General features: G+C 74.8%; 18 protein-coding genes. 8 read left to right on the forward strand and 10 right to left on the reverse strand.

Annotated features, from left to right (window positions below):
• Positions 1 to 6 precede the first annotated feature (6 nt).
• Entirely contained in the window at positions 7 to 3213 is a 3207-nt protein-coding gene (locus ACFVU9_RS03290; RefSeq protein WP_380496204.1) for a putative bifunctional diguanylate cyclase/phosphodiesterase, read from the reverse strand.
• 233 nt (positions 3214 to 3446) lie between these two features.
• Between ACFVU9_RS03290 and ACFVU9_RS03295 the strand changes: the two genes are divergently transcribed.
• From ACFVU9_RS03295 to ACFVU9_RS03310, 4 genes are all read left to right on the forward strand, one after another.
• Entirely contained in the window at positions 3447 to 6809 is a 3363-nt protein-coding gene (locus ACFVU9_RS03295) for an amino acid adenylation domain-containing protein (protein ID WP_387589380.1), read from the forward strand.
• Entirely contained in the window at positions 6806 to 7558 is a 753-nt protein-coding gene (locus tag ACFVU9_RS03300) for a leucyl/phenylalanyl-tRNA--protein transferase (protein ID WP_380436055.1), read from the forward strand. The genes ACFVU9_RS03295 and ACFVU9_RS03300 overlap by 4 nt, the downstream gene beginning before the upstream one ends.
• Positions 7559 to 7684: 126 nt before the next feature.
• Complete coding sequence (locus ACFVU9_RS03305; protein WP_387589383.1) at positions 7685 to 9232, forward strand: hypothetical protein; 1548 nt, start codon at positions 7685 to 7687, stop codon at positions 9230 to 9232.
• Positions 9233 to 9355: 123 nt separating this feature from the next.
• The gene (locus tag ACFVU9_RS03310) at positions 9356 to 10117 is read left to right on the forward strand and encodes a serine hydrolase (RefSeq protein ID WP_380436059.1); all 762 of its coding nucleotides are present in this window, start codon (positions 9356 to 9358) and stop codon (positions 10115 to 10117) included.
• 60 nt (positions 10118 to 10177) lie between these two features.
• Here ACFVU9_RS03310 and ACFVU9_RS03315 read toward each other — a convergent pair whose 3' ends face one another.
• The 6 genes from ACFVU9_RS03315 to ACFVU9_RS03340 all read right to left on the reverse strand — a co-directional run bounded on the left by ACFVU9_RS03315 (position 10178) and on the right by ACFVU9_RS03340 (position 16788).
• Positions 10178 to 11311 (reverse strand): FAD-dependent monooxygenase, encoded by a 1134-nt coding sequence (locus tag ACFVU9_RS03315; protein WP_387589386.1) that lies wholly within the window; start codon positions 11309 to 11311, stop codon positions 10178 to 10180.
• A gap of 32 nt (positions 11312 to 11343) precedes the next feature.
• On the reverse strand, positions 11344 to 11925 hold the full coding sequence (locus ACFVU9_RS03320) for an ATP/GTP-binding protein (protein WP_380436063.1): 582 nt from the start codon (positions 11923 to 11925) through the stop codon (positions 11344 to 11346).
• A 2-nt stretch (positions 11926 to 11927) separates the two neighbouring features.
• Positions 11928 to 12347, reverse strand: coding sequence for a DUF742 domain-containing protein (locus tag ACFVU9_RS03325; RefSeq protein ID WP_380436065.1), 420 nt, complete (start codon positions 12345 to 12347; stop codon positions 11928 to 11930).
• Positions 12348 to 12352: 5 nt separating this feature from the next.
• On the reverse strand, positions 12353 to 12814 hold the full coding sequence (locus tag ACFVU9_RS03330; protein WP_380436067.1) for a roadblock/LC7 domain-containing protein: 462 nt from the start codon (positions 12812 to 12814) through the stop codon (positions 12353 to 12355).
• Positions 12811 to 15672: a nitrate- and nitrite sensing domain-containing protein gene (locus ACFVU9_RS03335; protein ID WP_387589390.1), complete on the reverse strand. Its 2862-nt coding sequence runs from the start codon at positions 15670 to 15672 to the stop codon at positions 12811 to 12813. Before ACFVU9_RS03335 ends, ACFVU9_RS03330 begins: the two co-directional genes overlap by 4 nt.
• 423 nt (positions 15673 to 16095) lie before the next feature.
• Entirely contained in the window at positions 16096 to 16788 is a 693-nt protein-coding gene (locus ACFVU9_RS03340; RefSeq protein WP_387589681.1) for a FadR/GntR family transcriptional regulator, read from the reverse strand.
• A 164-nt stretch (positions 16789 to 16952) separates the two neighbouring features.
• On the opposite strand from ACFVU9_RS03340, the gene ACFVU9_RS03345 reads away from it, so the two are divergent.
• The gene (locus ACFVU9_RS03345; protein ID WP_387589393.1) at positions 16953 to 18755 is read left to right on the forward strand and encodes a 2-isopropylmalate synthase; all 1803 of its coding nucleotides are present in this window, start codon (positions 16953 to 16955) and stop codon (positions 18753 to 18755) included.
• 344 nt (positions 18756 to 19099) lie between these two features.
• On the opposite strand, the gene ACFVU9_RS03350 is transcribed toward ACFVU9_RS03345, so the two are convergent.
• The 3 genes from ACFVU9_RS03350 to ACFVU9_RS03360 all read right to left on the reverse strand — a co-directional run bounded on the left by ACFVU9_RS03350 (position 19100) and on the right by ACFVU9_RS03360 (position 20935).
• Positions 19100 to 19408, reverse strand: coding sequence for a hypothetical protein (locus tag ACFVU9_RS03350; protein WP_380436073.1), 309 nt, complete (start codon positions 19406 to 19408; stop codon positions 19100 to 19102).
• 79 nt (positions 19409 to 19487) lie between these two features.
• Positions 19488 to 20405: a hypothetical protein gene (locus ACFVU9_RS03355; RefSeq protein WP_387589396.1), complete on the reverse strand. Its 918-nt coding sequence runs from the start codon at positions 20403 to 20405 to the stop codon at positions 19488 to 19490.
• A complete protein-coding gene (locus ACFVU9_RS03360) occupies positions 20402 to 20935 on the reverse strand; it encodes a SigE family RNA polymerase sigma factor (RefSeq protein WP_387589398.1) in 534 nt (177 codons plus the stop codon). Before ACFVU9_RS03360 ends, ACFVU9_RS03355 begins: the two co-directional genes overlap by 4 nt.
• 419 nt (positions 20936 to 21354) lie before the next feature.
• Between ACFVU9_RS03360 and ACFVU9_RS03365 the strand changes: the two genes are divergently transcribed.
• From ACFVU9_RS03365 to ACFVU9_RS03375, 3 genes are all read left to right on the forward strand, one after another.
• On the forward strand, positions 21355 to 22326 hold the full coding sequence (locus ACFVU9_RS03365; protein WP_380436079.1) for an urea transporter: 972 nt from the start codon (positions 21355 to 21357) through the stop codon (positions 22324 to 22326).
• A gap of 77 nt (positions 22327 to 22403) precedes the next feature.
• Positions 22404 to 22709 carry an urease subunit gamma gene (locus ACFVU9_RS03370; protein ID WP_380436081.1) on the forward strand — a complete coding sequence of 102 codons (306 nt, stop codon included), beginning with the start codon at positions 22404 to 22406 and terminating at the stop codon, positions 22707 to 22709.
• Complete coding sequence (locus ACFVU9_RS03375; RefSeq protein WP_387589402.1) at positions 22710 to 23555, forward strand: cobalamin biosynthesis protein CbiX; 846 nt, start codon at positions 22710 to 22712, stop codon at positions 23553 to 23555.
• The last annotated feature ends 35 nt before the right edge of the window (positions 23556 to 23590 follow it).

The raw sequence follows: 23590 nt of genomic DNA on the forward strand, positions 1-23590 counted from the left end.
AGTGTCCTAGCGGGCTCCCGGCTGCGCAGGCTCGTTCGTCGTCGTGCGCACGAGCGCTCGCGCCTGCTCGGAGGTGAGCGGGTGGGCGAAGAGGTAGCCCTGGCCGAGCGGGCAGCCCATGGCGGCGAGCAGGTCGCGCTGTTCGGGGTGCTCGATGCCCTCGGCGATCACCTGGACGCCGAGCGTGTCGGCGATCCGGGCGATGCCCTCGACGAGGGCGTACTGCTGCTGCGAGGAGCCGAGGCCGTCGATGAACGACTTGTCGATCTTCAGGATCGAGATGGGGAACTCGCGCAGGTAGGACAGCGAGGAGTAGCCCGTCCCGAAGTCGTCGATGGCGATGCCGACGCCGAGACCGGAGAGGGTGGTCATGTCGTCGTGGACGCGCTCGTCGCGGCGCATCAGCACCGACTCGGTGAGCTCCAGGACGAGCGTGCGCGGGTCGATCCCGGAGGTCGCGACCGCGTGCCGCACGACGTCGACGAAGCCCGCGTCGCGGAACTGCCGGGCGGAGACGTTGACGTTGACGCGCAGCGGCGGCCGCCCGGTGGCGGCGCGGGCGGCGGAGCTCACCGCGTGCCACGCGGCGGCCTCCTGGGCGGCGCGTTCGAGGACCCACGCGCCGAGCGGGACGATCTGGCCGCTCTCCTCCGCGAGGGCGATGAACTCGTCGGGCAGCACCATGCCGCGCCGGTCGTGCGGCCAGCGGACCAGGGCCTCGAAGGAGACCAGGTCGCCGGTGCGCAGGTCGACGATCGGCTGGTAGTACAGCTTGAACGCGGACTCGGCGATCGCGGTGTCCAGGTTCTCGTTCAGCTCGTGCCGCTCCACCAGCCCGGCCTGGAAGGCCGGCTGGTAGTGGCAGGACTGGCGGCGCCCGGCCGCCTTCGCCGAGTAGAGCGCGAGGTCGGCGTGGGTGAGCAGCTCGGCGGCGTCCACGCTGTCCTCGGTCGTCGCCACGCCGATGCTCGCCGTCACCCGCACCGAGCCCGCGCTCAGTTTGAACGGCTCGGCGAACACCGACAGCACGCCCTCGGCGATCGCGTCGACGTCGTCCGGGCGCAGCACGTCCTCCACCAGCACCGCGAACTCGTCGCCGCCGAGGCGCGCCGCGGTGTCGGAGGAGCGCAGCGCGGTGGAGACCCGCAGTGAGACGGCGACCAGCAGTTCGTCGCCCACCGCGTGGCCCTGGGTGTCGTTGACCACCTTGAAGTCGTCGAGGTCGATGAACAGGACCCCGGTGACGGCGCCGCTGCGCTCGCCGCGCGACAGCGCGTGGCCGACCCGGTCCAGGAACAGGACGCGGTTGGCGAGGCCGGTGAGCGAGTCGTGGAAGGCGCGGTGGGTGAGCTCGCGCTCCATGCGGCGCTGGTCGGTGACGTCACGCAGGGTGAGCACCAGACCGCCGACGGTCGGGTCGCTGCGGAGGTCGGTGTGGCGGACCTCGGCCTCGATGGGGGTGCGGTCGGTGCGCAGCAGCCGCCAGTGGTGGTCGCGCTGCTGCTCGCGGTGGGCTTCGCGGGGCCGGTCGCCGGCGTGCTCCGGTGCCCCCGACCGGTCGGCGGGCCCGCGCATGCGGGCCAGCGCCTTGCCGACGGCCCGGCTGTCCTCCGGCGGCACGAGCTCGGTGAACTGGGTGCCCTCCAGGTCCGGGTAGCCGAGGACGCGCTCGGCCGAGGACGAGGCGTACCGGATGCCGTCGTCGGCGTCGAGGATCAGGATGACGTCGCTCGCGTTCTGCACGAGGGTGCGGAAGTACAGCTCGCTGTTGCGGCGGATGATCTCCCGGCTCAGCATGACGCGCTCGACGGCCAGGGCCGCCTGGGCGGCGAGGATCTCCAGCGAGCCCCAGAGGCTGGTGAGCTCCTGCTCGGTGCCGGTGACGATGAGCGCGCCGATCAGCGGGTCGCCGGAGGGGCGTTCGGCGAGGGTGAGCGGGCACAGGAGCGCGGAGGGCATGCCGTCGGGGCGGGTGGCGAGGCCGCTGCCGATGTCCTCGACCGGCAGGAGGCGGGTCTCGCGGTAGGCGGCGAGCGCCAGCACCTCGTCCGGGCCCCCGGGGTGCTCCGCGGCGGTGTGCCGGGCCGCGCCGCGCTCGGCGTGCCGGACGTGCAGGACGCCGCCCTCGGTGACGGCGAGCAGCGCGACGTGCCCGGCCTCGGCGGGCATCAGGGTGGAGGCGGCGGCCTGGACGGCGTCGGCGACCTCCTCGACGGTGACGGCGGCGGTGAGCGAGGCCCCGGCCACGCGCAGTGCGCGCTCGCGGCCGACGGCCTGCCGGCGGGCCACCACGACGACCGCGAGGCGGGCCAGGACCAGGAGGTAGAGCAGGGCGGAGAAGGCGCCGATCACGCCCGCGTTGCTGGTGTTGCCGTTCAGCGACTCGATGATCAGGATCGCCGGGGCGATCAGCGAGGCGAGCGTGAGCAGCGCGAGCCGGCCGCGCCCGAGGTCGGGCTGCTGGGTGGGCACCGGCCGGGTCAGCTCGACCATGGACGGGTGCAGCGCGGCGGCGCCCCACGCGGTGTAGAAGGCGGCCCAGCCGAGTTCGACCGGCCCGCCGATGCGCCAGGTGCCGTGCAGCTGGATCAGCCCGTACAGGACGTCCGAGGTCAGGATGCCGAGGGTGCCGACGGTGAGCAGCTGCAGGGAGCGGCTGTTGCCGCCGCGCGGGGTCAGCAGGCGCAGCAGCAGGGCGAGCACGACGACGTCGCCGAGCGGGTAGGCGATGGAGACGGCCTTCGGGAACCAGTCGAGGTCGGCGTTCCGGGCGTACGGGAGGATCAGGTAGATCCAGGAGAGCAGGGCGAGGCCCATGGTGAGGATCAGGGCGTCCAGCAGGCCCGCGCGGTCCTGATGGGCCGTCCGCCAGCGGATGAAGCCGAGCACGCCGGCCGCGTACAGCACGAACTCGGCGAGGTAGAAGCCGTCGGCCACCGACGGGAACGGGTTGTTCAGGTGCAGGATCTGCAACTGGACGGCCTGGACGACCTCGCCCGCGGTGAAGCTGAGGTTCGCGAGCGCCAGCAGGTACCAGGGCAGCGCGTGAGACGGGCGGTTGAGGCGGACACCGATGACGATGGCGGCCACGCCGCCCAGCCCGATGCCCGTCCACCAGACGATCCGCTGCGAGGGGTCGGAGTAGTAGGCCGAGACGAAGGCCACCATCCACAGCAGGTAACCGACCATCAGGCGTTGTCGCCGGCGTGTCAACGAGGCTACCTCCTCCGCGACTTCACCCCGCCGCTCGGGCGGGAGCGCGTGACGGGGGCGCGCGTGTCGCCGGACGCCCGGTCGCCGGGCGTCCGGTCCTGGGGCGCCCGGTCCCGTCCGGTGCCGGGACTTCCGGCGGATCGCCACCGGACGTTCCCAATGTGCCGTGAGTGCGTATAGTCGGAAATGTCGCACCTCCCAGCATTCTGCCGCCACACCACGAGGTCAAGCCGGTGGACGACGCAGTCGACAGCGCACAGGGCGCACCGAAGGAAGCGGGCCCCGGCCGTCACGCCGTGGTCCGCAATGACAACGGTCAGTATGCGATCTGGCCCGGCGACTTGACGGTTCCGGGCGGCTGGCGGCGCGTCTTCGGGCCGGCCGGGCGGGCCGAGTGCCGTGCGCACGTCGAGCGGGAATGGCGGCCGGACGACCTCGGGTTCGCGGCCTCCGGGCGACCGGGAGGCCATGAGGCCGCCGCCCGGCCGCCCGCCGGCTTCGCGGGCACCGTGCACGGGCTGTTCCGGGCGCGGGCCGCGCACGACCCGGAGGCGGTCGCGGTGATCGCCGACGACACCACGCTGAGTTACCGCGAACTGGACCAGCGCAGCGACCGGCTGGCGGCCGCGCTGCAGGCCCGCGGCGTCGGGGCGGAGCGGGTCGTGCCGGTCTGCCTGCCGCGCGGCGCGGACCTGGTCGTCGCGTGGCTGGGGGTGCTCAAGGCGGGTGGGGCCTTCCTGCCGCTGGACCCGGCCAACCCGGAGCGGCGGCAGGCCCGGCTCGTCGAGGACTGCGGGGCACGGGTGGGGATCGGCGCCGTGCCGGGGGTGGAGACCGTCCCGGTGGACGGCCCGGCGGCGCAGGGCCCCGTACCCGACGCCGCGGCCCCCGACGACCTCGCCTACCTGATCTACACCTCCGGCACCACCGGCACCCCCAAGGGCGTCCCGGTCACGCACCGTTCGCTCGTCTTCACGCTCGACCGCGTCATCCACGCCTACGGCCTCACCCCCGGCGACCGCGTCCTGCAGCTCGCCGCGCTCGGCTTCGACACCGCCCTCGAACAGGTGCTCGCCGCCCTGCTCTCCGGTGCCACCCTCGTCCTCGGCGGCAGCCGCACCTGGGCGCCCTTCGAACTCGTCGCCCGGCTGCGCGAACTCGGCCTCGCCGTCGCCGACCTCACCCCCGCCTACTGGCACCACGTGCTCGCGCTGCTCCCCGCCGGCGGGCCGGGGCCGCGGGCGCTGCGGCTGCTCGTCGTCGGCGGGGACGTCGTGCACGCCGACGACTGCCGCACCTGCCTGGAGCGGCTGCCCGGCGTCCGGCTGGTCAACGCGTACGGCGTCACCGAGGCGGCCGTCACCTCCACGCTGTGCGAGGTGACGCCCGCGGTGCTGGACGGCGGCGCGGCCGCGGCGGCGGCGCCGGTACCGATCGGCCGGCCGCTGCCGGGCGTGCGGGTGCACGTCCTCGACGCCCGGATGAGCCCCGTGCGGCCCGGCGAGAAGGGCGAGATCCACCTCGGCGGACCCGGCCTCGCCCGCGGCTACTGGCGGGCCCCCGGGCTCACCGCAGAATCGTTCCTGCCCGACCCGTACGCCGCCGTCCCCGGCGAGCGGATGTACCGCACCGGCGACGCCGGACGCTGGCGGGCCGACGGGCAGCTGGAGATCCTCGGCCGCTTCGACGACCAGGTCAAGGTGCACGGCTACCGGGTCGACCCGGCGGAGATCGAGGCCGTCCTGGCCGGCCACCCCGACGTCCGGCAGGCCCGGGTCGCCGCCGACGGCGACCCGGCCGGCGGCCCCCGCCGCCTCACCGCCTACTACACGCTCGTCGAGCACGCCGCCGCCGACGGCGGGCGCCGCGACGGCCTCCGCGCCTACCTGGCCGAGCGGCTGCCCGCGTACATGGTCCCGGCCTCCTTCGTGCCGCTGGACGCCATGCCGCTCACCCCGGCCGGCAAGATCGACCGCCGCCGCCTCCCGCAGGCCGAGCCGCAGGCGCGCGGGGCCGGCCGGAGCTCCACCGCGAGCTCCACCACGAGCTCCGTCACCGGCGGCGCCGTCACGAACTCCACCGCGGGCGCCGTCGCGAGCCCCGGAACGGGCGCCGGGCCGGGCGCCGCCGGCGCGGTCGAGGACGCCGTCGGACACCTGTGGGCCGAACTGCTCGACGTCGAACTCGTCCACCCCGCCGACGACTTCTTCGCCCTCGGCGGCACCTCCCTGCTCGCCATGGAGATGCTCGCCCGCGCCCGCCTCGTCTTCGGCATCGACGTCACCCGCATCCGCGCCCTCACCCGCGCCCTCCTGCGCGACGCCACGCTGCGCGCCTTCGCCACCGCCGTACGGGACGCGCGGGCCGGCGGCACCGGCTCCCGCGAGACCGCCGTCGACTGGGCCGCCGAGGCCGAACTCGGCCACCCCGTCGGCCAGTCCTGGCGCCCCGCGCCCTGCCGCGCCGAACCCGCCGAGATCCTGCTCACCGGCGCCACCGGCTTCTGCGGCGCCCACCTGCTGAACGCCCTGCTCGCCACCACCGGCGCCCGCATCCACTGCCTGGTCCGCGCCCCCGACGAGGAACACGCCCTCGAACGGCTGCGCGCCACCCAGCAGCGCTTCCTGCGCCACGACCTGGCGGACGCCCGGGTCGTGCCGGTGGTCGGCGACCTCGGCGAACCACTGCTCGGCCTGACGCAGCGTCAGTTCGACTGGATGGCGCAGAACCTGGACGCCGTCCATCACCTCGGCGGGCAGGTCAACTTCATCTACCCCTACCACCAGCTGCGCGGCCCCAACGTCGGCGGCACCCGCGAGGTCGTCCGCCTCGCCGGGCTCAGCCGGGGCGTGCCCGTGCACTACCTCTCCACGCTCGCCGTCATCGCCGGGTTCGGCGCGGCCGGCATCCGCGAGGTCACCGAGCGGACGCCGCTCGCGCACCCGGACCGGCTGGGCGTCGGGTACGTGGAGAGCAAGTGGGTGGCCGAACAGCTGCTGCACAACGCCGCCGCGGCCGGACTGCCCGTCACCGTGCTGCGCACCAACGATGTCACCGGGGACCTGGCGACCGGCGTCATGAACCACGGGACGGAGATGTGCGCGCTCATCAAGTACATGGCGGACAGCGGCACCTGCCCCGACGTGCGGCTCGCGCTCGACTACGTCCCCGCCGACCGCTTCGCCCGCGCGGTCGTCCACATCGCCGCCCACGCGCCCGCCGACGGCGAGGTGTACCACGTGACCTCGCCCCTGCCCGCCGACCTCTCCGACCTCGCCGAACGGCTCCGGGTGCGCGGCTACCCCGTGGCCCCGATACCGTACCGGGACTGGGTGCAGGGCCTCGTCCGGTACGCCGCCGCGCACCCGACCCACCCGATCGCCCCGTTCGTCCCGCTGTTCGTCGACCGGGCCCCGGGAGCGGCGATGTCGATCAGCGAGATGTACTTCCAGCCGACCTTCCCGCGCTTCGACCGGACGCACACCGAGGCGGCGCTGGCGGGCAGCGGCATCCGGCTCCCGGCGGTGGACGCCGAACTGCTCGACCTCTACCTCGGGCAGCTGGAGGCGGACGGGTACCTGGGGGCGGGAGCGTGAACGCCTTCGCCGGGGTGGACCTGCGGGCCGCGCCCGGCGACGGGCCGGTGGCGTTCGGGGCGGGGCTCGGGGCCGAGGAGATCCTCGCCGCCTACCGGTGCGGGCTCTTCCCCCTGCCGGCCGCCGACGAGTTCGCGATCGCTTACAACGAGGCGCGGTTCGAGGAGGCCGTCGAGGCGGGGGAGATCGCCCTGCTCGGCGGCGACGACCCGTACGCCGTCGCCTGGTGGTCGCCCGACCCCCGGCCCGTCATCCGGCCCGGCGGGGTCCGGCTCGGGCAGCGGCTCGCGCGCCGGCTGCGCAACCGGCTCGGGTGGTGGACCAGCGCCGACCTGGCCTTCGGCGAGGTCCTCGCGCGGTGCGCCGAGGGGCGCCAACCGGCCTGGCTGGTCGCAGAGTTGCTCGACGGCCTGGCCGGGCTGCACGCGCTCGGCGCCGCCCACAGCGGCGAGGTGTGGGAGGGGGAGGAGCTGATCGGCGGGGTCTTCGGCGTCGCCGCCGGGCCCGTCCTCAGCCTCGACTCGATGTTCCACCGCCGGCCCGACGCGGCCCGCGTCGCCGTCGCCGACCTCGCCGCCCGCTTCACCGCCGCCGGGGGCCGGCTCCTCGACGCGCAGTGGGACGGCCCGCACGTGCGCAGTCTCGGCGCGGTGCCGCTGCCCCGTGCCGACTACCTGGAGGAACTCGCGGCGCCCGCGGACCTCCGGCCGCTGGACACCGACCGGCTGCCGGCTGCTCGGCTGGGCTGAGGTGGGCTGAGCCGGGCTGGGCTGGGCTGAGGTGGGCTGGGCTGAGCCGCCCGCCGAACCAGTGGCCCCTTACCCGACTTGGCCTGTCTTCGACAAAATTATTCCCCGTCAGTAACATGGCGCCGCGTGTTCAACAGCTCGATAGGCAGGGCCGTCCGCCCCGCCCTCCTCACCCTCGCCCTGACCGGGGTCGCCGCGTGCGGGCCGACGTCCACCGGTACCCCCCAGGCCGCCACCGAGCCGGCCGCTACCCCCGTCGCCGCCACGGCGACCGACACCGGTCCGGCCGGTGTCGCCCCGACCTCCGGCGCCCCGCGCGCCCGCGCCACCACGGCCGCCGCCGCGCCCACCGGGCGCCCGACGGCGGCCGCGACCGTCGCGGCGGCCCCCGCCGGAGCCCAGCAGGCCGCGATCGGCACGCCGGGCAAGGACGGTGGCGCCGTCACCGCCACCGCGAAGAACCTCCAGCTCACGGCATACGACCCGGCCGGCGGCACGGCCGTCCTGTCGGCAGCCCCGGGCACGGCAGCCCCGGGCACGGCCGCGCCGACCGCGAGCCCGAGCGCCCCGTCGGCCGCGCCGTCGAAGGCCTCGCCGAGCGCGTCCGCGAGCGCCGCTGCCGCCGTGCAGCCCGGTGCGCTGATCGCCAGCCCGCCGACCGCCGCCGCGCCCCAGGGTGCGCTCGTCGCCGTCACCGGCGTCCAGCCCGGCGCCGGCGACAGCATCAAGCTCGCCACCCGCCCGGCCACGCTCGCCGAACTGCTCGGCGGTACCGAGGCGGACGGCAAGGTCGCCGTCGACCCGCACGGCATCAAGGTGACGCCGCTGGTCAAGGACCTCAAGGCGACCGTCGGCGCCGGCTCCGGCGGCGTGCAGGCCGACGCCTCCGGCACGCTGGAGGTCGACGTCAACGCCCCGATCCCGCTGCCCGAGGGCGCGAGCGTGGCGGCGACCGGCTCCCTCCAGCTGCACCCCGCCGTCCACTTCGCCTACCACGGCGCCGCCGCGGGCAGCCCGCGCACGGCGTCCATCGGCTTCGACCTCGGGGCCAATGCCCACTGGAAGGTCACCGGCGACCTCGCCCGCAGCACCGGCGCGGCGCCCGTGCGGCTGCCGTTCGCCAAGCTCCAGGCGAGCCCGGTGCTGACCGTCGCGGGCCTGCCCGTCGTGGTCAACCTCGGCCTCACCTGCTACCTGGAGATCAGCGCCGACGGCCAGGTCCACGTGGAGGCCGAGCAGGAGGCCACCGGCACGTGGTCGGTGCGCGCCGACTACACCGGCGGCAAGGGCTGGGCCCCGATCAGCGACGCCGCCGACACCAAGGTCTCCCCGGTCCACCTGCGGCTGAACGGCAAGGCCGGCGTCCGCGCCGCGCTCGGCGCCGAGGCCAGCGTCGGCCTGTACGACACGGTCGGCGTGGAGACCACCGTCGCGCCCTACCTGAGCGCGAAGGCGGAGGGTTCGCTGAGCGCCGACGTTCCGGGCGGCACCCCGCAGGCGCAGGGCAGCTGGTCGGTGGTCGGCGGCATCGACCTGAACGGCGCGCTCACCGCGCACCTGAAGATCTTCGGCACCCCGATCATCGAGGGCAAGCTCCCGCTGCCGCCCTTCCACCGCGAATGGCCCCTCCTCGCGGGCACGGCCGCCCTCCCGTCCCCGCGCCCGAGCAGCTGACGTACCGACAGCTGACGGGTGACAGATAACAGATAACAGCTGACAGATAACAGAGTTTGAAATCTGTTATCTGTCAGCTGTTTTTTGTTCGCCGCTGGCCGCCCCCGGGCCTACGCTTGCCGGATGTTGTCTGTGGTGGTGGCTCCCTGGGGGAGCGGTGAGCCGGTGTTCGGGCGCGCGGCGGACGTCCGGCACTACGCGGCGAGCACCATGAAGGTCGCCGTGCTCGCGGCGCTGCACCGCAGCGGCGTCGACCTGGACGCCGAGGTGCCCGTGGTGAACCGGTTCGACTCGGCGGTGGGCGGCGAGTTCGCCAACTCCCGTGACGGCGACGGCGATCAGCTGCCCTGGGAGCTCCTCGGCGGTACTGCGCCGCTGCGTACGCTCGCCGAGCGGATGATCACCCACTCCTCCAACCTCGCCACCAACCTGTGCCTCGCCGCCGTCGGCCCCGAGGCGGTGGCCGGGGTCTGGCGGCGGGCCGGGGCGACGCACAGTGCCACCCCGCGCGGGATCGAGGACGCCGCCGCGCGCGAGGCCGGCGTCGACAACCTGGTGACCGCCCGCGACCTCGTCCGGCTCCTGCGCTCCCTGGACGGCGAGCCCGAGCTGCTGGCCCTCCTGGAGCGCAACGCCTACCGGGTGGACCTCGCGGCCGGACTGCCGCCGGGCACCCGGATCGCGTTCAAGAACGGCTGGGTCACCGGCGCCCGGCACAGCGTGGGCGTCGTCTACCCGGACGACTGCCCGCCCTACCTGATCGCCGTCTGCTACACCGGCCCGCTCGCCTCCGGCCACGGCACCGCCGACCCGGCGGCCCGGTTGGTCGCGCGGATCTCGGCGGCGGTCTGGGACCGCCGCCGGGACGTCACCGCCCGACCGTGAACCGGACCGCCGTCAGTACGGCGGGTCGTCGGCGCGGCGGGTCGTCAGTACGGCGGGTCGTCAGTACGGCTTGACGAGCACGTGCGCCGCGCCCGGGATGCCGACCTTCAGCAGCTCGTCCTCCTCCGGCGTCGTGGGCGTTCCGGTCTCCTGCTTGAGGATCGCGCGGGAGAGCGCCTGCACCCAGAGCGCGCGCGGGCGGCGGCGCTCCTCCCAGGCGGTGAGGGCGGCCTCGACGGAGTCGGCGGCGTCGAGGCTCAGCGCGAGCACGAGCGCGTCCTCGACGGCCATGGCCGCGCCCTGGGCGAGGTGCGGGGTGCTGGCGTGGGCGGCGTCGCCGGCGAGGGCGACGCGTCCGATGTGCCAGGGCTCCTCGACGGTCACCTGGGAGATGCGCGAGTAGACCACCGCGGCCGGGTCGGTGACCTGGGCGAGGGCTTCGGCGACGGGGCCGCCGAAGCCGGCCAGGCGCTCGGCGAGCTGCTCGTGGGCGCGCTCCGGGTCCGGCCTGAAGTCCTCGGGCTCGGCGAACACCGAGCCCAGGTACATGAGTTCGGCGCTGATCGGGGTGAGCAGCGCCTTGGCCGCCAGGTTCCCGGCGGACATCACGACGCCCCGCACCTCGGGCGAACGCGGCAGCGTGACACGCCAGTTGGCGAAGCCGGTGTACTCGGGCGGGTACTTCTCCCCGTACAGGCGCCTGCGCAGCGGCGAGCCGATGCCGTCGAAGCCGACCACGAGGTCGTAGCGGCCGCCGTGGCCGTCGGTGAGGGTGACGTCCACCCCGTCGGCGTCGTCGGCGAGTTCGGCGATCGTCGTGCCGAAGCGCAGGCGGGCCCCGGCCGCGGTGGCGGCGGCGCCGAGCAGCTCGGCGAGGGCGGGCCGCGGGATGCCGTTGTTGGCGGGGGCGTCGCCCATGCGGGGCTGCGGGATCCGGGCGAGCGTGGCGCCGGCCGGGTCGCAGATGGTCAGCACCTCCCACTCGAAGCCGGCGGCCAGGCAGGCGTCCAGGACGCCGATCTCGCGCATCACGTGCAGGGCGTTGGACGGCTGGATGATGCCGACGCCCAGCGCCTCCAGGCCGTCGCGCAGTTCGGCGACGTCGACGTGGTGGCCGCGCCGGGCGAGGGCGGTGGCGAGGGTGAGGCCGCCGATGCCGCCGCCGTGGACGAGGACGCGCAGGGGAGAGGTCATGCGGGGCTCCAGGGAGTGAAGGGCGAGCCGGATCAGCCGACGGGGGCGGCGGTGCCGGCGAGGTCCATCAGGTGGTCGACGAGGGCGAGCAGGAGGTCCCGTCCGAAGGCCCGTTCGCGGACGTCGCCGATCAGCATCGGCACCTGCGGGTCGAGGTCGAGCGCGGCCCGGATCTCGTCGGGGGTGCGGGTGTTGTGGCCGTGGAAGCAGTTGATCGCGACCACGAACGGGATGCCCCGGCTCTCGAAGAAGTCGATGGAGGCGAAACTGGTGTCCAGCCGCCGGGTGTCGGCGATGACGATGCCGCCGAGGGCGCCGTTGACCAGGTCGTTCCACATGAACCAGAAGCGCTCCTGGCCGGGGGTGCCGAACAGGTAGACGACGAGTTCCGGGCTGACGGTGATCCGCCCGAAGTCGAGCGCGACGGTCGTGGTGTCCTTCTGGTCCACGCCGGCCAGGTCGTCGACGCCGACGCTGGCCTTGGTCAGGTACTCCTCGGTGCGCAGCGGGGCGACCTCGCTGACCGTGCCGACGAGGGTGGTCTTGCCGACGCCGAAGCCGCCCGCGATGAGGATCTTGACGGCGGCGGGGGCTGCGGGGTGGGGTGTTGCCATGGTCACAGTCTCCGGAGTCCTTCGCGTACGGCCGTGAGCAGGCCGAGGTCCGCGCCGCCGGCGGCCCGGGCCACCGAGAGCGGCGCACGGGCCCGCAGCAGGCCCTGGGCGATCAGGTCGCCGAGCAGGATCTTGGTGACCGACACCGGGAGGTCCAGGCCGGCCGCCACCTCGGCGACCGCGGCCGGGCGGCGGCAGCGGTCGAGGATCGCCCGGTGTTCGGGCTGGAGGGCGCGGACGCCGCCGCGGCTGCGCGCGAGGGCCCGGGCGGCCTCCTCCTCGTCGGTGGTGAGCACCGTGATCAGGGTGAGGTCGTCGCGTTCGGGCGCGGTGCGGCCGCGGGTGATGGTGTACGGGCGCACCATCGTCCCGGCGGCGAAGTCGTCGTCCTCGTCGTCGAGTTCGCTCCAGTGCGGGCCCACCCGCGTCAGCCCCGTCCGGTGGCGCCGGGCCGGCGGGCGGCGAAGGCGTCGAACGAGCCGGGGGCGGCCTCGCCGCGGACGGGGGTGCCGAGCTTCTGGCCGACCTGCTGCACCAGGGTGTGCATGGCCACCGACATCACCTCGGCGTCGACCTCCTGGGAGGCGACGACGGCGAGGTGGGTGCCCTGGGCGGCGGCGATGACGAACAGCCAGCACTCGGCGAGCTCGACGATCACCTGGTGGACCGGCCCGCCGTCGAAGAGCTGGCCGACGCCGCGGGCCAGGCTCTGCTGGCCGGTGGCGACGGCGGCCAGGCGCTCGGCGTCGGCGCGCTCGATGCTGCGGGAGTGGCTGACGACCAGGCCGTCGTCGGAGAGCAGGACGGCGTTCCTGGTCCCGGGGACCGAGTCGACGAGTCCGTCCAGCAGCCAGTCGATGTCCTGGTGGGTGGCGATCGTGCGGTTCATGACTGGTCATCCGTTCGTGTCGTTCGGGGGTCCGTGGCCGGCAGCGCCCAGGGGGAGGGCTCCGGTGCGTGCGTCGGGGAGCCGGCCGGGGCGGTGGGGGGAACCGGCGGGGTGGCGGTCCGGGGGAGGGGGGTCTCGCCGCTGTCCTGGGAGCCGCCCTGGAGGCCCTGCGCGCGGGCGGCGCGGGACTGGCGCTGGAAGGCGCCGATGGTGGCGCCGGAGCGGCGCACCGGGCGCTGGAACGGGCCGCCGGCGGGCTGCCCGTCCGCCACGGGGGCGGCCGGGGCGGGCCGCTGGGGCTCCGTCTGCTCGCCGGGCGGCGGCGGGACGCGCAGCTCGGCCGCGAGGCTGGCCTGGCGGATGCGCTGCGGCAGCGGCGGCTGGTGGCCGTCGGCGGGGCTGAGCGGCACGGCGGAGGCGTACTCGCGGCGGCGGCGCCGCTCGGCCAGCCGGTAGTGGTCGGCCGGGCGGTACTGCTCGTCGGCGTACGGGGCCTCGGCGTCCGTCACCAGGGCGTAGGCGATGTCCGGGTAGGCGGGGGCGTCGTGGGCCTCGTGGGCGGGCGCGTCGTGCGAGGGCGCCTGGTCGAGGGCCGTGTCCGGGGCCGGGGAGCTGTGCTCGATCGGCTGGTCGGCGTGCTGTGCGCTGCGCCGGCCGGGGTGGTGAGCGGCGTGCTGATCGGCGTACGGGTCGGGAGACGGGCCGCCCTGCGGCGCGGCGAGTGGTGCGGCGTCGGGCACGACGAGTGGTGCGGCGTGCCGACCTGCGGGCTCGAACGCCCCGGCCGCTGCCCCGGCCGGTGCCCCGGTGGCCGGCTCGGCGTGCCCGGCGTACTCGATGTGCCCGGAGAACCCGGAGGACCCGGAGGACCCGGCGGGTCCGGCCAGGGCGTGGCCCCCGCCGGCCACCCCGAAGGAGTCCGCCGGGGAGAGCGCGTGGACCGGCCGCGCCTCGGGCGCCTCGTTGGACGCCGTCATCAGCGCCTTGCGCGAGCGCCGCACGAGCGGGATCGGCCCGGCGGCCGCGGCCGGCGCGTGGGCGGCGTCGGGCAGCCCGGCGTCGCCGTCGATGACGAGCTCGGACGGCACGAGGACGACCACCCGGGTGCCGCCGAACGCGGAGGGGCGGAACTCGACCTTCAGGCCGGTGTTGGCGGCCAGCCGGGCGACGACGTGGAAGCCGAGGCGGATGTCGTCCCCGCGCTCCAGGACGTCGATGCGGGCCGGCGGGCGGAGCATCAGCGCGTTGGCCGCGTCGTACTGCTCCGGGTCCATGCCGAGGCCGCGGTCCTCGATCTCCACCGCCAGCCCGCGCCCGACCATGGCGGCCCTGACCTCGACCGGCGTCGGCGGCTTGGAGAAGGTGGTGGCGTTCTCCATCAGCTCGGCGAGCACGTGGGCGACCGGCCCGACGGCCCGCTCGGAGAGCCAGGGGTGGCCCTCGACGTCCAGCATGATCCGCCGGTAGTCCTGCACCTCGCCCTGCGCGGCGCGCAGCACGTCCAGCAGCGGGACGGGCTTGCGCCAGCGCCGCTGCGGCTGGCCGCCGGCCATGATGACGAGGTTCTCCTCGTAGCGGCGCAGGCGCGCGGTGAGGTGGTCGAGGTCGAACAGGCCCTCCAGGACCTCCGGGTCCTCGTGCTTGCGCTCCAGCTCGTCCAGGCGCCGCAGCTGGCGGCCGATCAGCAGCTGGGTGCGGCGGGCGATGCGCTGGAGCAGCCGCTCGAAGCCGCGGTGCTGCTCGGCCTGCCGCACGGCGGTCTCCAGGGCGGAGGTGCGGGCGGCGTTGAGCGCCTGGCCGAGGGTGGCGAGTTCGTCGGTGCCGCCGCCGCGCAGGGTGCCGGCGGCGGCCGTGATCGCGCGGCTCTCGGCCTCGACGTCGACCTGTTCGCCGCGCCCGAGGCGCTCCACGACCTCGGGCAGGGTGCGCTCCAGCGCCTCGGCCTGGGTCTGGAGCTCCTTGATCCGGCGGCGCAGCGAGCGGCTGAGGCGCCAGCTCGCGATGCCGATCCCGACGACGGCGACCAGGCCGACGACGGCGGTCAGCACGACGGTGGTCAGGAGCGAGACGATGGAGTCCAGGCCGACCTTGACCACGCCGTCGGTGCGGGTCTCGATCGCCTTGACGAGCTGCGGGTTGACCTGGTCGACGGCCTGGCGCCACTGGTCCTGCATCGGCGGCAGCTTGACCGTGGCGCCGCCCGGCTCGGCGGCCGTCGGCCTGGTCAGCGCCTGCTCGACGGCCGTCTTGGCCTGCCAGGACGGGCTGTTCATCAGGTCGTGCCAGGCCGGGGCCTCCGCGGCGGGGACGTACGGCGCGATCTGGACGGCGAACAGGTGGTCCTGCGCCCCGATCGCCTCCTGCACCTGCTGGTACTCGGCGACGCCGAGCCGCCCGGAGGGCCAGCCGCGGGCCAGGATCGCGTCCTCGCGGGCGAGCATCTCCTTGGCCCAGAAGGCGTTGACGAGGGTCTTGGAGATCCAGGTGATCTCGCCGGTGTCGACGTGGCTGAGCGCGGTGAACAGCCGCAGGTCCACGGCGATCAGGTCGGTGTAGTAGGCGTACAGCGACTGCTGGTCGATGGTGGCGCGGTCGACGGCGGCCCGCTGCTCGCCGAGCCGGCCGAGCGCCTGGCGGGCCTCGGCGACGGCGGTGCGCACCTCGGCGGGGGCCTCGTCGGCGGTCTCGCCGGAGAGCGCCTGGAACTGGCGCACCGCGTCGTCCGTCAGTTGCCGCTGCCTGCGCAGCTGGTCGGCGTTGGCGCCGGGCCGGGCGAGCGCCTCGGCGCTGAGCCGGCGCTCCTCCTGGAGGTTGTAGTAGACGATGTTGGACGGCTGGCCGGCCTTCTGGGCGAGCATGCCCTGGGCGGCCTGCCGCTGGAAGGAGGAGAGCGTCTCGCCGCTGGTGACCGCCCAGAGCAGGGCGAGGGCGATGCTGGGGACGACGGCCAGGACGAGCAGCGCCGTCCGCAGGGACAGGCGCGGACGCCTGCGGGGGGCCTTCGGCGTCGGGGGCCGCCGATTCGCACGCGCGCGCAGAGCTGACTCCTTAGGGCGGGCTTTTTGACGAAGCGATACTAGTCATACCGTGTTATTGGAGTGAAAGCCCGTTCGCCGTCTGGACGGTGCTCATGCACCGCTTCGACACAATGTCATCTCCCCGTTGACCGTTCGTCAGCGAACGACACCTGTTCGGAGCCGTGCGGCTCAGTGTCATGTACGTGGCTGCCCGGAAGGTGGCGCCCGCGTGAAGAGTGTGTGACGTCCATCGCGGACATGCCATCAGGTCCCGAGCAGCCGCGCCCGCGTGGCCTCCAGCTCCTCCGCGAGCACCCGTCCGGCCTCCTCGGCGTCCGCGCGGTGCAGCGCCCCGACGAGGCCGGCGTGGGCGTCGTGGCCGTGGTCCGGGTCCCTGGCGCGCAGCCCCAGCAGTCCGACGAGCGCGACCAGGTGCTCCCGCAGGACGGGGACGAACTGGGCGAACAGGTCGTCCAGCACCGGGTTGTGAGCCGCCGCCACGACGGCGGTGTGCAGCGCGATGTCCGCGTCGACGAAGGCCCCGTCGTCCGCCGCGCCGGCCGCGAGTCGTGCCGCGAGCGCGGTGTCGACGGCGGCCAGGTCGGCGTCCGTCCGCCGGGTCGCCGCCAGCCGGGCCGCCTGCACCTCGACCATCGTGCGCACCTCGTAGACGTGCGCGAGCTCCGCCCGGCGCAGCCGGGTCGCCCAGTCCCCGGCCGGCCGGTCCGCGGTCACGAAGACGCCCGCGCCCTGGCGGCTCTGCACGAGGCCGGCCCCCGCCAGCGCGCGCAGGGCCTCACGGACGGTCGAGCGGCCGACGCCGAGCTCCTTCGCCAGCGCGACCTCGCCGGGCAGCTTGCCGCCGACCGGCCAGTGTCCGGAGGTGATCTGCTCCTCGATCCGCGCGGCGGCCTGTTCGGCCAGGGGGGAGGGGCGCAGGGGGCCGATCGGGGACATCGCGTTCACCTGTCAGGTTGTCTGAGGAGTTGTGGTGTGGCTAGTCTACCGGCCATGCAGCAGCGGCGTCTCCTCCTCGGCGGCCGCAGCGGGGTCTGACCGGACCGGCACCCCGCTGCGGGGCGTCGTCCTGCCGGTCACCGGTACTCACCGAAGGACCCCGCATGCCCGTCCCGACCCCGCGCACGCCCACTTCTCACGCGACGCCGCCTCACACGACGCCCTCCCATGCAACGCCCAGTCACGCAACGCCCCGTCACACGACGACCCTGCGCGCCCCGGCCGGTCCCGTCCCGGCCGGCGCCCCCGCCTGGAACCCCCAGCGCGGCGGCACGATGCCCTCCCACCGCTACCGTCCCGCCCACGAGCGGGTCCACGTGCCCGCGTTGCTGCGGCGCTGGCCCGGGCAGCGGATCGAGCGGGCCCCGCTGTGGGTGCCCGTCGACCTGCGCGACGGCAACCAGGCACTCGCCGAGCCGATGGACCCGGCGCGCAAGCAGCGGATGTTCGACCTGTTCCTGGCCATGGGCTTCAAGGAGATCGAGGTCGGCTACCCCTCCGCCAGCCGGGCCGACTTCGACTTCGTGCGCCAACTCGCCACCGTGCCGGGGGCGGTGCCGGAGGACGTCACGATCGTCGTCTTCACCGCCGCCCGCGCCGACCTCATCGACCGCACCTTCGAGGCCGTCGAGGGCCTGCCGCGGGTGGTCGTCCACCTCTACACCGCGACCGCCCCGGTCTGGCGGGACGTCGTCCTCGGCCGGGGCCGGGAGGAGGTGCGCGAGCTGATCGTCGGGGCCGCCGAGCACATGGCCCGGCGGGCCGAGGGGCGCGAGGGCGTGCGCTTCCAGTTCTCGCCCGAGGTGTTCAACCTGACCGAGCCGGACTACGTCCTGGAGGTGTGCAACGGCCTCACCGCGCTGTGGGACGCGAGCCCCGACCGCCCGGTGGTCCACAACCTGCCCGCGACCGTCGAGATCGCCACCCCCAACGTCTACGCCGACCAGATCGAGTACCTGCACCGCCACCTGGAGCGGCGAGAGTCGGTCGTCCTCTCCGTCCACCCGCACAACGACCGCGGGACGGGCGTCGCGTGCGCCGAACTCGCCGTCCTGGCCGGGGCGCAGCGCGTCGAGGGCTGCCTGTTCGGCAACGGCGAGCGCACCGGCAACGTCGACCTGGTGACGCTCGCGCTGAACCTGCACACCCAGGGCGTCGACCCGATGCTCGACCTCTCCGACATCGACGCCGTCCGGCGCACCGTCGAGCACTGCAACCGGCTGCCGGTGCCCGAGCGGCACCCGTACGCCGGGGACCTCGTCCACACCGCCTTCTCCGGCACCCACCAGGACGCCATCAGGAAGGGCCTCGCCCACCACGCCAAGGTGGCCGCCGGGTTGGGCGTGCCGGAGCGGGAGGCGCCGTGGGACGTGCCCTACCTGCCGATCGACCCGGCGGACCTCGGGCGCGACTACGAGGCGGTGATCCGGGTCAACAGCCAGTCCGGCAAAGGCGGGATCGCCTACCTCCTGCAGACCGGGCACGGGCTGGAGCTGCCCCGGCGGCTCCAGATCGAGTTCTCGCGCGTCGTGCAGGAGGCGACGGACGACAGCGGGCGCGAGGTGACGGGGGAGGAGCTGTACGCGCTGTTCCGCACCGAGTACCTGGACGCGGCGCCGCCGTGGGCGTGGACGGTCACCGGCGACCGGGCCGAGGTCGACGGCCGGTCGGGTACGGGCTCCGGCCCGCTGGACGCGGTGGCCGACGCGCTGGGCGTGGAGATCCTGCACTTCAGCGAACACGCCGTCGGGTCGGGCCCGGACGCGGTCGCCTACGTGGAGGCCCGGGTCGGCGACGAGGTGCGCTGGGGCGCCGGGCGCGACGCGTCGGTCCTGACGGCGGGCGTGCGGGCGGTGCTCAGCGCCGTCGGCCGCGCGAGGGGCGTGGAGCCGGGCGCGCGCGGCTGATCGTGCAGGGCTGATCGTGCAGGGCTGATCACGCGGGGCTGATCGTGCGGGGATGAGCCCCCGTGGATGAGCAGGCAGGGGGACGAGCAGGCAGGGGGATGAGCGCGCGGGACGATGAGCGTGCGGGAGTGGGGAGTGGGCCGCCCCCCCATACCCCAACCCCCGCGCAGGCCCCCGGGGGGTGCGTGTAGTTGGGCGGCACGAGCCCCGCCCGTCCGCCCCCCGGTGTTGGCGCCGGGGGGGGCCCGCGCCGGCGGGGGGTGGCGGGGGGGGGACTTGGCGGGGGGGGGTGGGGGAAGTCGGCCGCACCGACTTCCCACTCCCGCTGCGGAGGCACGGGCGGGTTACTGGAAGGTCCGGAGCACGAGCCCGTCCCGCCCGCACAGGACGACCTTCGACGGGGCCCGCTTGCCGGCGGCGACGAAGTGCTCCCTGATCCGGCCGGCCGTGTCGCGCAGCCCGTTCTCGGTGGCCTCCGAGATGGGACCATGCGTCTGCCAGTGCATCGTCAGTTCCCACTGGCGGCCCCGGCCGCCGCCGCGCGGCGCGGTCGGCTCGGCGTCGAGGCCCAGCCGGCCGAGCAGTTCGAGGATCGCGTTCATGTCGGTGCCGTCGATGTGGACGAAGTCCTCTTCCACCAATATCGCATCCATGTCCGACCCTCTACCCGCCGCGGACCGGACGACGCCGGCGCCGGGGCGTGTCCTTCGGCTCACGCAGGGAAGCCCGCCGTCACTTCAGGAAGCCGAGCTCGCGGTTCGGGAGCTCGGCGCCGTCGCGGCCGAACTCCCGCCAGGTCTCGGCCCGGGTACCGGCCTTGCGGGGCACCGCGACCCAGCGGATCGGCGAGTCCGCGACGGTGACCAGCGGCGGCTCCGTGGTCGTGCCGTCCGCCCAGGTCACCGCGACCCTGGCGACGTCGGGGGCGACCGAGACCACCGCCACGTCCGCCGGTGCCGCGGTGTCGTCCTTGCCCCAGTGGCCGAGGCTGGTGCCGGTGAGCGCCTCGCCTCCGGGGGGCGGGGCCTGGGTGGCGGAGCGCGTGGTGAACTCCTGGTCGTGCGGCAGCCGGACGCCGCCGAGCGTGAAGTAGAGGTTCACGACGTCGTCGTGGGGCTGCCAGTACTGCCGGACGTACGCCTCCGTCGGCTCCGGCACCTCGGGGTCGACCGCGCGCCGCTCCGCGGCGATGGCCTGCGCCTGCCGGAACGCCTCCTCCTTCGGCGCGAGCGTCCACAGCGCCGCCCACACCTTCCACTCCTTGCCGTTGGCGGTGCCCTCCGCGAGCACGACGCGGAGGGGGCTCAGGGGATCCCGCGCCGCCGTCGACACGGAGGGCGTGGAGCCGGACGTCGCCGCGGGTGTCGGTGCGGACAGCGGTGCGCCGCCGGCCGCGCCGATCGTCGTGCCGCCCGCCGTCCGCCCGCCCAGGCCCGCGAACGCGCCGCCGCCCAGGACCACCACCGCGGTCAGCGCGACCGCGCCCACGACCGCCCGGCGGCGGCGCCGGATGCGGCGCCCGCCCGCCACGATCCGGTCCACCGGCACCGGGCCGACCGCGGCCCCGGCCGCCGCGTCGGCCAGTTCGAGTCCGACCCACAGGTCCTGCTCGTCGCCGCCGTTGCCCTCAAAGCCCTCGTTGCCGGTCATGCCTGGCCTCCGTTGTGCGTCATGTCGGTGAGTTCCCTCAGCGCCGCGGTCTGCCGCAGCTTCGCTATCCCCTTCGCCGCGTGGCTGCGCACGGCTCCCGTCGAGCAGCCCATCGCCGCGGCGGCCTGGCTGTCGCTCAGGTCCTCCCAGTGCCGCAGCACCACGGCCTCCCGCTGCCGGGGCGGCAGCGTGGCCAGGGCGGTCAGCAGCGCCGAGCGCTGGTCGGAGCGGCGGTAGCCGTCCTCCGTGCCGGGCGCGTCCGGCACGGCGTCGACCAGCAGCTCGGGCGGCCGGCGCCGGTGGTGGCGGGCGTGCCGGTTGACCAGGATCCGGCGGACGTAGGCGTACGCGTCGTCGGCGCGGCGCACCCTGTGCCAGGACGCGCAGGCCTGCTCGGCGGCGGACTGCACCAGGTCCTCGGCGGCGTACTGCTCGCCGGCCAGCAGGTAGGCCGTCCGCAGCAGCCGTGGCCAGGCCGCGACGATGAAGGCCCGGAACCCGTCGTCCCGGTCGTTCTTCGGTTCTCCCATGAGCACCTCCTCACCCTCCCGGAGCCCACCCGGGGGCGGAACCGCTTACCCGGGACGGCGGGCGTTTTCGGGCCGCCGGTTCGCGGCGCAGGGTGTCCGAATTGCCGGTCAGGAGTTGATTCGGGTGGAATTCATCGGCCTGGCCACCTTCTCCGTCGCGGCAGCCATGAGTAAAACTTCGCAAAGAATGGACGTCTTCAGGGGGGCCTTCGACCTGCAGATTCAACAGATTGTTGCAGCTCAGGGGCGGGTTGATCACCAATTGTCATTCGCCCGTAACCTGGTGTGTGCGAGCATGTCGGCGATCCGCAGGAGTACGGTTCCGACGGAATCGCGAGTCGTTCGTAAGGGCACGTCGAACAGCTTCGCGGGGAACTTCGCCTTGCGGTGGAAAGCCGTAGCGGGAATTGGTGCGACGAATGGCTCAGGAAAAGGACGAACCGGCGGCTCCGGCGGCCACTCGCCCGATATCCCTCAGGCTGGGGATCGAAGTCCTGCGCGGAATCGCCCAGGTGGATTTCCTGCCGTCGGCCGTGTGCGGCCTCTTCTTCGTGGCCGCACTCTTCGCCGCCGGCTGGCAGTACGGCGTCTACGGCCTGCTCGGCAGCGTCGTCGGCACCGGCACCGCGTACGGATTGCAGCTGGCACCCGCAGCCGTGGGAGCGGGGCTGCACGGCTACAACGGCTGCCTCGTGGCCCTGAGCTGCGCGGTCTTCCTCGATCCCGGACACCCGGCGACCCTCGTCGTCGCGGTGCTCGGCGCCGTCGTCTCCGTCGTCCTCACCGCGGGCCTCACCACCCTGCTCGCCGCCCGGCGGCTGCCCGTGCTCACCGAGCCGTTCTGCCTCGTCGCCACCGCGACCACGGCGGCGGCGCCGGGCTTCCGTCAGCTGTGGCACGGCGCCCCCACCCCGGCCGCCCTGCCCCTGCCCGCCACCGGCCCCACCGGGCCGACCTGGGACCAGCTGTGGCACGGCTTCTTCGCCAACATCGGCCAGATCTTCTTCATGTCCCAGTGGTACGTCGGCCTGCTGTTCCTCGCCGGGCTCCTCGCGGCCAGCCGCCTCGCCGCCCTCACGGCCTGCGCGGGCAGCGCCACCTCGCTGGTCACCGCCTGGGCCCTCGGCGCCCCGGCCGAAGCCGTCGGCGAGGGGCTGCTGGGCTACAACGGCGTGCTGGTGGCGATGGCCCTCTGCGGGGTGTTCGTCGCCCCCGGAGCGTGGAGCGCGGCCTACGCGCTGCTCGGCGCGGTCGCCGCGACCGTGCTGACCCCGGCGATCGACGCCGTCGCCGCCCCCTTCGGCAGCCATGCCTTCACATGGCCGTTCGTCGTTACCACAGTGCTGTTCCTCGCGGCGGTGCCGGCCGTTCCGCGGCTGCGCCGAATCTGAGGGTCCGTCCCATTCCCCGAACTCCCCCGCGTTTCTTCGAAGCCTCTTCGAAATGCCGGAAAGGAAGCGTGATCCCCGTGAACCTGTCCCCGCGCGAGATGGACAAGCTGTACATCTACGTCGTGGCCGATCTGGCCCGCAAACGCCGCGACCGCGGCGTGAAGCTGAATTACAGCGAGGCCTGCGCACTGATCAGCGAGGCCATCATGGAGGGCGCCCGGGACGGGCGCACCGTCGCCGAGTGCATGGAGATCGGCAAGCAGGTCATCGGCAGCGCCGACGTCATGCCCGGTGTGCGCGAGATGCTCCCGCTGCTCCAGGTCGAGGCCGCCTTCCTCGACGGCACCAAGCTCGTCTCCTGCCACGACCCGGTCGGTGCCTGAGTGACCGCCGACCGCCGGGCCGCCACCGTGGTGCTGGCCGGCGGCCACGAGAGCGGCCACGCCCGCGACCTCGCCCCCCTGGTGGAGCGCGGGCCCGCGATCCACGCGGCGGCCGCCCCGGGACGCGACCTCGCCGCGGCCGTCCGCTCGGCGCTCGCCGCCACCGGCGGACCGGTGTGCGTCGTCCCCATGACGCTCGGCCGCGACCCGAAGCTCGTCGCCGACAGCGCCCGCGCCCTGCACTGGCTCGCCGCCGGCGAGGCCCGCGGCCGGCTCGCCCTCACCGCGCCGTTCGGCGCCGCCGAACACCTCGTCGGCTGGCTGCGCGCCGCGGCCGGCACCGATCCCGACCCGGACGGCGCGATCCTGGTCACCGCGCCGGCGGCCGGACCGTTCGAGGACGCCGAGCTCTTCCGGATCGCCCGGCTCGTCCGCCAGTACGGGCACCACCGCCTGGTCGAGGTGGCCCTCGCGGGCGGCGACCCCGACCCCGCCGACGGCGCCGAACGCTGCCGCCTCCTCGGCGCCCGCACGGTCACCGCCGTCCCGGCCTCCTTCGGGCGGGCGGTCGCGCCGCCGGCACCGGCCGGCGTCCGCGACGGCGGACCGCTGCTGCGCCCCGCCGCGATCGCGGGGGTGGTCGCGGCCCGCACGGCGGCGGCCCTGCACCTGCTCGGCCACGGCGAGGACGGCGTCGCGGCCGGACTCGACGCGGAGCACGGGCACGGCTACGCCCACAGCCACGGGCCGGGCGCGGGCCACGGTCACGGTCCTGGGCAGGGTCAAGGTGCTGGGCACAGCCACGCTTCCGCGCACAGCCACACGCACGTCCACACGCATCACTGAACGAACCCACTGAACCGAGGGAGAGGAAGGGCCAG

It is taken from the genome of Kitasatospora sp. NPDC057936 (assembly GCF_042887525.1).
In the GTDB taxonomy this organism is placed as follows: Bacteria; Actinomycetota; Actinomycetes; order Streptomycetales; family Streptomycetaceae; genus Kitasatospora.